The sequence below is a fragment of the Pseudomonas psychrophila HA-4 genome, assembly GCF_000282975.1.
GTDB classification, from domain to species: Bacteria; Pseudomonadota; Gammaproteobacteria; order Pseudomonadales; family Pseudomonadaceae; genus Aquipseudomonas; species Aquipseudomonas psychrophila_A.
The window spans coordinates 1-9572 of the sequence record NZ_ALJC01000140.1 but is presented as its reverse complement, the minus strand read 5'-3'; the positions used below and the strand labels follow the sequence as shown (position 1 = coordinate 9572).

The 9572-nt window shown below is 56.1% G+C and carries 8 protein-coding genes and 1 pseudogene; 8 read left to right on the top strand and 1 reads right to left on the bottom strand.

What is annotated here, in order from left to right; genetic code table 11:
* Together B347_RS27015 and B347_RS0123940 are read left to right on the top strand one after the other, a co-directional pair.
* Nucleotides 1-315 (top strand): annotated as a pseudogene (locus B347_RS27015) (hypothetical protein); the annotation flags it as partial.
* 247 nt (nt 316-562) lie between these two features.
* Nucleotides 563-2512: a lipase family protein gene (locus B347_RS0123940; protein WP_237719158.1), complete on the top strand. Its 1950-nt coding sequence runs from the start codon at nt 563-565 to the stop codon at nt 2510-2512.
* 86 nt (nt 2513-2598) lie between these two features.
* Here B347_RS0123940 and B347_RS0123935 read toward each other — a convergent pair whose 3' ends face one another.
* A complete protein-coding gene (locus B347_RS0123935) occupies nt 2599-5022 on the bottom strand; it encodes a penicillin-binding protein 1A (protein ID WP_423812790.1) in 2424 nt (807 codons plus the stop codon).
* A 206-nt stretch (nt 5023-5228) separates the two neighbouring features.
* Here B347_RS0123935 and pilM point away from each other — a divergent pair, with 206 nt between their 5' ends.
* The 6 genes from pilM to B347_RS0123905 all read left to right on the top strand — a co-directional run.
* Nucleotides 5229-6185, top strand: a complete 957-nt coding sequence (pilM, locus tag B347_RS0123930; RefSeq protein WP_019412225.1) for a type IV pilus assembly protein PilM — start codon at nt 5229-5231, stop codon at nt 6183-6185.
* Nucleotides 6185-6751 carry a PilN domain-containing protein gene (locus tag B347_RS0123925; RefSeq protein ID WP_019412224.1) on the top strand — a complete coding sequence of 189 codons (567 nt, stop codon included), beginning with the start codon at nt 6185-6187 and terminating at the stop codon, nt 6749-6751. Before pilM ends, B347_RS0123925 begins: the two co-directional genes overlap by 1 nt.
* On the top strand, nt 6748-7371 hold the full coding sequence (locus tag B347_RS0123920) for a type 4a pilus biogenesis protein PilO (RefSeq protein WP_019412223.1): 624 nt from the start codon (nt 6748-6750) through the stop codon (nt 7369-7371). Before B347_RS0123925 ends, B347_RS0123920 begins: the two co-directional genes overlap by 4 nt.
* Complete coding sequence (locus B347_RS0123915) at nt 7368-7898, top strand: pilus assembly protein PilP (RefSeq protein WP_019412222.1); 531 nt, start codon at nt 7368-7370, stop codon at nt 7896-7898. The genes B347_RS0123920 and B347_RS0123915 overlap by 4 nt, the downstream gene beginning before the upstream one ends.
* Nucleotides 7899-7910: 12 nt before the next feature.
* A complete protein-coding gene (locus B347_RS0123910) occupies nt 7911-9284 on the top strand; it encodes a type IV pilus secretin PilQ (RefSeq protein WP_019412221.1) in 1374 nt (457 codons plus the stop codon).
* Nucleotides 9285-9288: 4 nt separating this feature from the next.
* Nucleotides 9289-9572, top strand: a 284-nt coding sequence (locus B347_RS0123905) for a shikimate kinase (protein WP_026014392.1), incomplete at its 3' end; no start/stop codon positions are given.

Genomic DNA, 9572 nt, shown 5'->3' with positions numbered 1-9572 from the left:
AATAGACGGCTTATAAAGTTGCTGAACTGTAAAGATATTAATATTAATCAACCTCCTACTCCTGGTGGGCCTGTAGCGGTTTATACCCTGGATCAACTCCCGGGTAAGACAGTGAAGATGAAAATAAATTTGGCTGAGAAAGAGACTCCCTCTATAGGGGATACTTGGGTAAATGTGCCTAATGGTTGGAAGCGCTGTATGGGTGATGGCTTCGAAGATCAATATGCGTTCTGCAATGGGAATAAAAAAGACTTTAGTGATTTCATAATGCCTGATGGTGCGAGGTGTTCTATTTATCCAGGCTGTACAAAGTAAAGGAGGTTTAATAATGGTAATGAATAATAGTGTTAACAGTATCGATCTAAGAGGTCGGATGTTTTCGTGTCCTGTTCAAGGTAAGACGTCTACTTTTCAAGTAGTAGATGAATTTGGCGCAGGCAAGCCTTATGCGGGGTTGGCTTTTAAAGTGGTTGACTTTGAGGGGGTCGAATATAAGGGGTACCTTGATATGGCGGGTGTTGGGAAGGTTGAGAATCATTTTGCCGGACCGATCGCGCTAATAATGAATGAGGTTTATACGGGTATTAATAAAACCTATAAAATGTTGCAAGAGCGGACGCATTACCCCCTAAAAATAACTGAACTTCAAGTCAGAGCCGAACACACCCGTTACTTCAATAAAGACGGTAGCCGCACGTCGAATAACCCTGCACTACTGCTTACGAACACAGATTTCTACCAAATCGAAGTCCGGCATTTGGTTGAGCACGTCTCACACTTGCCTTCTGTAGTGGAATGTCATTACCCGCCTTCCGAAGGCATCCGCAAGTTGATGGTCAAGCACAGCCCGCGGGGCCTCTGTCTATTCGGTAGCCGACACAGCATCCTGCAAGTGCGACCTCTGCGTGCGTTGCGCCCGCTGTTCTCGACCGACCCACAATTTTGTGCGCTCAACCTGTATCAATTGGCGTTGATGGCCACATTAAGTTACTGCCCCTTTGGGCAGGCGCCGAGCAAACACCCCATTCACCAGGCCAGCGTCAGCTTTAAGCAGGTCCCGAGTTCGGGTAACTGGTTTGGTGACGCCTTGGCCAAGTACAAACAACTCGGGCGAGTCGATGCCGATCAGGCCCAGGCGTACTACCCGCTATATGAAGATGTGGCGTATTCCAGGCGTTTTGAAATTGTGCCTTTTGATCCAGCGCTATACCCCGTAAATCAACCTCAGAAGGGGCCTGATCAGGAAAGTCCAGTAAAAGTCCATTTTTTGGATGACCGAGGTGAAACCGTCGATACGGATACACAGGCTTTCGCGACTCATAGCGATGAGATCATCTTGATCGCTATCCGTGGCACCAGTGAGGGGGTCGATGTCCTTCGCGATACCGATGGATTTCAGGTGCCTTTTGAAGAAGGCAAAGGCGCAGTTCATCGTGGGTTTTATGGCGCGGCCAAGAAAGCCAATGACTTCGCGACCAAATACCTCGATAAGTTCTACGCAGGCCAAAAAATTCTGATCTGTGGCCACAGTCTGGGCGGTGCTATCGCTTTAATACTGTCGCAAATGTTGCGAAGCAAACCCGAGGGTTACAACATCCTGCTCCACACCTACGGCGCGCCGCGTGCTGGGGATGCAACTTTCGTCCAGGCAGCCGAGTCTTTGGCACATCACCGCATGGTCAATCACAACGACCCAGTGCCGAGCGTGCCTGCGCCCTGGATGAAGACTAAACCGGGCGAGCCGATGCCTGGTGTTGGTATCCGTTATCGACAAGTGCCGGCCCAATTCGCTGCTTATCTCACCAGCATCGTCAATGTGGATGGCGAGCCTTATGCGCACCACGGGCAGCTTCAACACTTTATGCCGGTGGATTTCGGTGACGGTGAGGTGTCACATATCTTGTGGGCACCGGGCTGCGAGACGTTGGCCCAGCACGCTGCGTGCACCCTCGCCATTGCGCAGCACGAGGGGCTGCCAGCCCGAGGGAGCTTTATCCAGCAAGTGATGGACGCGGGAGATCACTCGGTTATCGCCAGCTATGTGCCGCACAGTTGGGCGACGCTTCGGCGTTGGCAAGAGGCGCTGGCTAACAAGCGTTCACGGGTGAGTGGTCGAGAGATGGAGTGGATGGATGAAGTGTTGGCGCGCATTGAGGCGCAGTTGAAAGACAAGCTCAGCGAGGTGACTCATGAAATAACGCCGCGCGCCGTTACGACGCTCTCGGCGATTAATTCGCTGCTCAAGGAAGCCTCAAAGATAAAAACGACCCGCCATCGGTTGAACACGTTGCACCATCAAGTGGTGCAGCCGGCAGATGTGTATGGTAATTGCACTGCAGACGCCGAAGGCTTGGCCCAGAGCATCGAGCGCTGGCTGGCCAATAGCGACAGCACCCGCGTCGAGCAATTGGCCATGGCACCCAAGGGGCTTTCAATGGCCGAACTGGATGCCTCGTTGGGCCTGCACGTGGTGGGTGCGCCCTACTTGGGGGACATTCTTGATTTGCCGTAGCGGTGAACCGCTAGCCACAAGCCACAAGTAAGCGCAAAACCGCCTCTCACTTGCCGCTTGCAGCTAACCCCTCGCCGCTCTTTTCGTCAGAAGAGATCGATCGGCGCCCCGTCATCTGCTGGCAGTGGGCTGCCCGGTGCTACGCCATTGCCCAGCTCGCTGTTGGTCGGCGGTGTGTCTTCGCTTTTGAACAGTTCAAAGTAGGCGCCCGGTGTGCCAGGTGATGCGATGCGCCCGCTGACAGGGTCGATGCGCAGGCTGAGGATGCCTTCGGGCTCAGTCTGGGTGTGTGCAGGCTTACCTTTGAGCGCGCCGCCCATGTAGCTCATCCAGATCGGCAAGGCCACGGTGCCGCCGTATTCACGACGCCCGAGGCTTTCGGGTTGGTCGAAACCAGTCCATACGGTGGTCACGTAATCGGCGTTGTAACCCGAGAACCACGCATCTTTCGATTCGTTGGTGGTACCGGTTTTGCCCGCCAGGTCAGTGCGGCCCAGCGCCAAAGCGCGACGGCCGGTGCCGAGTTTGATCACGTCTTGCAACATGCTGGTGAGGATGTAAGTGGTGCGCCCGTCAACGATGCGTTCAGCGACCGCTTGGGTTTCGGTGGTCGGCAGGCCGGGTGCGGCGTTGATGGTGTCGATGGTCAGCGCTGCGGCCTCTGGAGGCACGTCTTTGCTGGCGTTTTTCGGCACGCTTGGCGGGTTGGCCACGAACAGGGTCTCGCCATTGCGGCTTTCGATTTTATCGATCAGGTACGGCGTGATTTTGTAACCGCCGTTGGCAAAGGTGCTCCAGCCGGTGGCGATTTCCATCGGGGTCAGGGTGGCAGTGCCCAAGGCCAGTGACAGGTTGCGCGGCAGGTCTTGCTTGTTAAAGCCGAACTTGCTGATGTAGTCGATGGTGCGGTCAACGCCCAAGCTTTGCAGTAAGCGGATCGACACTAGGTTGCGCGACTTGTACAGCGCCTCGCGCAGACGGATTGGGCCGAGGAAGGTGTTGGTGTCGTTTTTCGGGCGCCAGACTTTGTCCAGGTACTCGTCGACAAACACGATCGGGGCGTCGTTCACCAATGTGGCGGCGGTGTAGCCGTTGTCCAGTGCCGCGCTGTAGACGAACGGTTTGAAGCTGGAGCCTGGCTGACGCTTGGCTTGCATCGCCCGGTTGTAGTTACTTTGCTCAAAGGCGAAACCACCGACCAGTGCGCGAATGGCGCCGTTGTCCGGGGCAAGCGATACCAGCGCGCCTTGCACGTTTGGCACTTGGCTAAATTTGAGGGCGCCATCTTTTTGCGGCTGTACGCGAATCAAATCGCCCACTTGCGCCACGTCTGAAGGCTGCTTGGGCAGTGGACCCATGCTGTTGGTGTTGAGGAACTTGCGGGCCCATTTCATGCTGTCCCACGGGACATGAGCTCCGCCATTACGGGTCAGTACTTGCAGGCCGTCTTTGTCGACCTGGGTCACGATGGCAGGCTCAAGCCCGCTGATAGGCCGCTGTTTGGCGAGTTCTTGAGTCCAGACCGCTTGGGTTTTGCCCGCAAAGCGCGATTCTGGGCCGCGATAGCCGTGGCGCTGGTCGTAGGCGATCAGGCCGTCTTCAACCGACGTGTTAGCCAGTGCTTGCAGGTCGCTCGGTACGGTGGTGGTCACCCGGTAACCTTCGGTGTACGCCTCGCTGCCATAACGACCGACCATCTCGGCGCGGGCCATTTCGGCGATGTAAGGCGCGTTCACTTCTGGGCTTTGCACGTGGTAGCTGGCATCGACCGGCTCGGCAATGGCGGCTTCGTAGCTGGCCTGATCGATTTTGCCCAGCTTGTACATACGGCCCAGGATCCAGTCGCGGCGTTCTTTACTGCGCACTGGGTTGGCCAACGGGTTAAAGCGCGAAGGGGCTTTGGGCAGGCCAGCAATCATTGCCATCTGCGCCAGGCTCAGGTCACGGATCGATTTGCCGTAGTAGACCTGCGCCGCGGACTCGATGCCGTAAGCACGGTTGCCGAGGTAAATCTTGTTCACGTACAGCTCAAGGATTTCGTCCTTGGTCAGTTCGCGTTCAATTTCCAGGGCCAACAGGATTTCGTTGGTTTTGCGGGAAAAGCTCCGCTCACTGGTCAGGAAATAGTTCTTCGCCACCTGCATCGTGATGGTGCTGCCACCCGATTGTATGTGTCCGCTTTTTACCAACTGGGTCGCGGCGCGCATCAGGCTACTGGGGTCGACCCCGTAATGATTGGCGAAGTTGTCATCCTCTGCCGAGAGCAAAGCATTGATGAAATTGGGTGGAATGTCGGCGAACTTGATCGGAGAGCGGCGCATTTCGCCAAACTCTGCAATCAATTTGCCGTCGCTGGTGTAGACCCGCAAAGGAATCTGCAACTGGATGCTTCTCAACGACTCTACGGACGGCAAGCCAGGACTAAGATAGAGATACGCGCCGCTAAGCGCGAGCAAGAGCCCGCAGAACACGGCAACGAAAGACCACCCGAAAAACTTCAGCAGACGAATCAAGGCTTTTGGATTTCCAGATTAAGAAATGGGTGTGCACGTCAGGGTAGTGCGCAGTTATGCAGGGTCGACGGTGCGGAAAAAAACGCCCGGCATTATAAGCATTTTTCGGCCGCAAGCGTCAGGGACCGCATGTCAGAACGGGTTATGAACGGAACTCATTATTTACCCTCCGTAAGTCACGGATTGCATTAGGGAAAACCACAGTGTCCGGATATTTTCGCAACGCCCGCCAGCGGTATCTGGGGGTCGACATCGGTTTGCACGCGATAAAAGTAGTCGAGTTAAGCCGTTCTCACGGCACCTTCCAGTTGGAGAGCTATGGCATTGAGCCATTAGCTGCCGTGCTCATGGACGATCTGACCCGTGTCGATCCGAAAAGTGCCGGGCAGGCATTGGTAAAAGCACTTGGCACGGCTTCGGTAGTGGCACGCGATGCGGTGGTGGCAGTGCCTGACACGCAGATCATCTGTAAAAATCTTGAGTTGGACGCTGGCCTGAGCGATGACGACCTAGAACTTTACGTGCGCCTAGAGGCCGAGCAATACATTCCGTATGCACTGGATGAGCTAGCGCTGGACTTTGAGGTTGTGGGCTGTGTGCCGAACAATCCTGAACGGTTGAACGTATTGCTGGTGACGTGTCGTCAACAGACGCTTGATTGGTACGAGGCGGTGTTGAGCCACGCCGGGCTCAAGGCGCGGGTGATTGCAGTGCACGCTCACGCGTTGGAACGTGCGCTTGAGGCGCTGGCGCCTTGTGCCACAGGTTTGCAGACACCTGGCGCGGTGGCGGTGGTCGATTTTGCCCCCCATACGACGGTGTTGAGCGTTGTGCGGGAGGGGCAGTTGCTGTATTACCGAGAACTGCTGTTTGGTTGCGATGCGCTTGCGGATGAAGCATTCAACAGCATTGCGCTGCAACACATCCGGCGCGGCCTTGAACCGTTTGTCGAGCCCCTTGCATCGCTCGTGCTGTCTGGCGCGGCGGCCTCACGCAGCGGCCTGAGTACGTGGCTGGAGGCTCAACTTGGCCTGCCTACGCAGGCGGCCAACCCGTTTGCGCTCATGCGTATTAATCCTTTGCTAACACCTCAAGCCTTGCTTTGCGATGCTCCTCTGTTGTTGACTGCCTGCGGTCTGGCCTTAAGGGGGTTTGATTAATGGCAAGCATCAACTTACTGCCGTGGCGCGCATTGTTGCGAGAAAAACGACGTAAGCGTTTTGTGATCGTATTGCTCGCGCTATCAGCGATGGCGGTAGGTGGGTTGTTTGTGATTGACCACTTTATTGACCGGGCGGTTGAGCGTCAGTTGGCGCGCAATGATTTGATCCGAAGTGCCATGGTGCAACTGGATGGTCGTGCCGAGCAGATCGATCAGTTGAAAGTGCGCCGAGAGCAGTTGCTCGAACGCATGCAGACCATCGAGACGCTTCAGGGTAATCGCTCTGACAGCGGAATCATTTTGCAGCAACTGGCGCGCAGCCTGCCCCAAGGCGTGTATTTCACTGATGTGAAAATGACGGACCAGACGCTTGTGATTACCGGGGTGGCTCAGTCCAATAAGCTTGTCGCGGAGCTGATGCGCAACCTCGATGCCTCGCATTGGCTCGAAACGCCCGTGCTGATTGACGTGCAAGCGGGGCCCATCCATGCAGAGGGGCCGGAGCGGTTATTTGAAATGACTGTGCGCCAAACCCGGCATGTCCGCAGCGGCGGCCAACTGTGAGCGCGGCTCAATGGCTAGCCCGCTTGGGCCAGTTCGAACTGCGAGACCTAGACTTCGAGCGTGTTGGTTGGTGGTCGCTTAGGTTTAAAGCCTTGGTGGCGCTGCTTTTGGTGGGCGTGCTGCTGATTGTGGGTTACGGGTTGCAATTGCAGTCACCGATCAACCGGCTTGCGCAACAGCGCGGCGTTGAGGTCACGCTAAAAACCGAATTTGCTTCTAAAGCCACCCAGGCAGCAGGCCTGGACGCTTGGTTGATGCATGTGCACGAGCTCGAAACGTCATTCAGTGGTGCGTTGAAGCAACTGCCCGGTCAGGCGCAAGTGCCCGGCCTGCTGGATGAGGTGTCCCGCATTGCTCTGACTAGCGGCTTGTTGATTGAGCACATTCAGTGGTCGCCCGAGGTGCTTCAGCCGTTTTATGCCGAATTGCCCTTGAAGTTGGTGCTGATCGGCGGGTATCACGACCTTGGGCTTTTCGTCAGTAGCTTGGCGAGCCTGCCGCGCATCGTCACCCTGCATGACTTTGCCCTTGCGCCGCTCAATGACACGGGGGACGGCCAACTGCGCATGACATTGCTGGCCAAGACTTACCGCGCCCACGATCAAGGATTGATCCCATGAGTGTTGTCTTTCGGCTGTTTAGTCTTGGGTTGATCGCAATACTTGCGGGCTGCGATAACGCGCAAAGCACCGCGCAATTGCACGCGTATTTGCAGGCAACCGCACCCGTCCCGCAGACCTTGATCGCGGCAGTTCCCGGCGTTGAGCCTGCCCGTGTGGTTGCTTATGAAGCGGGCGCGTTGCGCAGCCCTTTTCAGGTTGTACGCGACGCAGGCTCGGGCAGCTGGCAGGTCAGCCTGCTGGTGGCTGATGAGCTAGACATGGACCGGCCCCGGCAGTTTCTGGAGGGGCTGGATCTTGAGCAATTCGAGATGGTCGGTACGTTTTCCAATGACCAAGGGCCCAGCGCCTTGCTGCGTGCTAACGGTATTGTCCATCGCCTTAAAGTTGGCGATTACTTGGGGCGCAATAACGGTCAGGTGGCTTTTATTGACCCCGCACACGTTGAAGTGTTTGAAGTGATTTCAGATGGTCAGGGCGGTTGGCTGGAGCGCTCCCTGAACATCCCTTTGAAGCAACAGTCTTAACGGATATACCCCATGAAAAGGATTTTCCCGGTCTGCGGACTGGCGCTATGGAGTGCGCTGAATTCGCCGTCAGTGTTGGCTGTCGTCCAGCACTCGGCTTTTGTAAACCCAAGTATTACTGCGCCGAACCCGGTGTATACCGGGGAGAAAGTGTCGCTGAACTTTCAAGCCATTGAAGTCCGCACGGTGCTTCAGTTGTTGGCCGATTTTACGCAGTTCAACCTGGTGGTCAGCGACGCCGTGCAAGGCAGTATTACCCTCAACTTGCAGGACGTGCCGTGGGATCAGGCGCTGGACCTGGTGCTTAAAAGCAAAGACCTAGGCAAGCGTCTCGAAGGCAACGTACTGCTGATCGCCCCGTCCGAAGAAATAGCCGCTCGTGAGCGATATGAACTGGAGGCGCGCCAGCAATTGGCCGAACTGGCGCCCTTGCGGCGCGAGTTGGTGCAGGTCAATTACGCCAAAGCGGCCGACATCGCCAAGTTGTTCCAGTCCGTGACGGATGGTCAGGCCAGCGAGGGTGCGCGGGGCTCAATCACGGTGGACGAGCGCACCAACAACATCATCGCGTTTCAGTCCGGTGCGCAGTTGGACGAGTTGCGGCGCATCGTGGCGCAACTGGATGTGCCGGTACGTCAGGTGATGATCGAGGCCCGCATCGTAGAAGTGGGTGTCGACTTTGAACGTAATCTGGGCGTGCGCTGGGGTGGTGCCTTGAACACGGGGGGCAAATGGAGCGCAGGCGGTATCGTCCCGGCGACTGAGGCGGGGGCTGAGCCGGGCACTCTGAGTGCGCCCTTTGTCGACATGGGGGTCAAGAGCAATACCTCGGGGCTGGGCATTGCTTTTATCTCCAACAATGTCTTGCTGGACCTGGAACTGAGTGCGATGGAAAAAACCGGCAACGGTGAAATCATCTCTCAGCCCAAAGTGGTCACCTCCGACAAAGAAACCGCCAAGATCCTTAAAGGCACCGAAATCCCCTATCAAGAGTCAAGCTCTAGCGGCGCCACGTCGGTGTCGTTCAAGGAGGCCTCGCTGTCGCTAGAGGTGACCCCGCAAATCACCCCGGACAGCAGCGTGATTATGGAGGTGGTGGTCACCAAGGATGAGCCGGACTACATGAATATGGTCAACAACGTGCCGCCGATCAAAAAGAACGAAGTGAAGGCCAAGGTGCTGGTCAAGGACGGTGAAACCATCGTAATCGGCGGTGTGTTCTCAAATACTCAAAGCAATGTGGTAGATAAAGTGCCATTTTTGGGCGATCTGCCGTATGTTGGCCGACTTTTCCGTAAAGACCTTGTCCTGGAAAAAAAATCCGAGCTGCTGGTGTTCTTGACTCCGCGTATCATGAACAACCAGGCGATTGCTGTGAGTCATTGATTCTGTGCGAAATTTGATTCTTGTTGGGCCCATGGGGGCTGGTAAAAGCACCATCGGACGTTTGCTGGCCAAAGAGCTGCACCTGCCGTTCAAAGATTCCGATAAGGAAATTGAAGTGCGCACCGGTGCCAATATCCCGTGGATCTTCGATAAAGAAGGCGAGCCGGGTTTTCGTGATCGCGAGGAGGCAATGATTGCCGAACTCTGTGAGGCCGATGGCGTGGTGTTGGCGACTGGTGGGGGCGCAGTGATGCGCCCGGAAAACCGTAAATCGCTGCGGGCGGGCGG

What these genes read in the sequence shown, in the direction of transcription:
- B347_RS0123940 (WP_237719158.1), top strand. Translation starts at nt 563, where the DNA reads ATGAATGAGGTTTATACGGGTATTAATAAAACCTATAAAATGTTGCAA.
- B347_RS0123925 (WP_019412224.1), top strand. Translation starts at nt 6,185, where the DNA reads ATGGCAAGCATCAACTTACTGCCGTGGCGCGCATTGTTGCGAGAAAAA.
- B347_RS0123915 (WP_019412222.1), top strand. Translation starts at nt 7,368, where the DNA reads ATGAGTGTTGTCTTTCGGCTGTTTAGTCTTGGGTTGATCGCAATACTT.
- B347_RS0123910 (WP_019412221.1), top strand. Translation starts at nt 7,911, where the DNA reads ATGAAAAGGATTTTCCCGGTCTGCGGACTGGCGCTATGGAGTGCGCTG.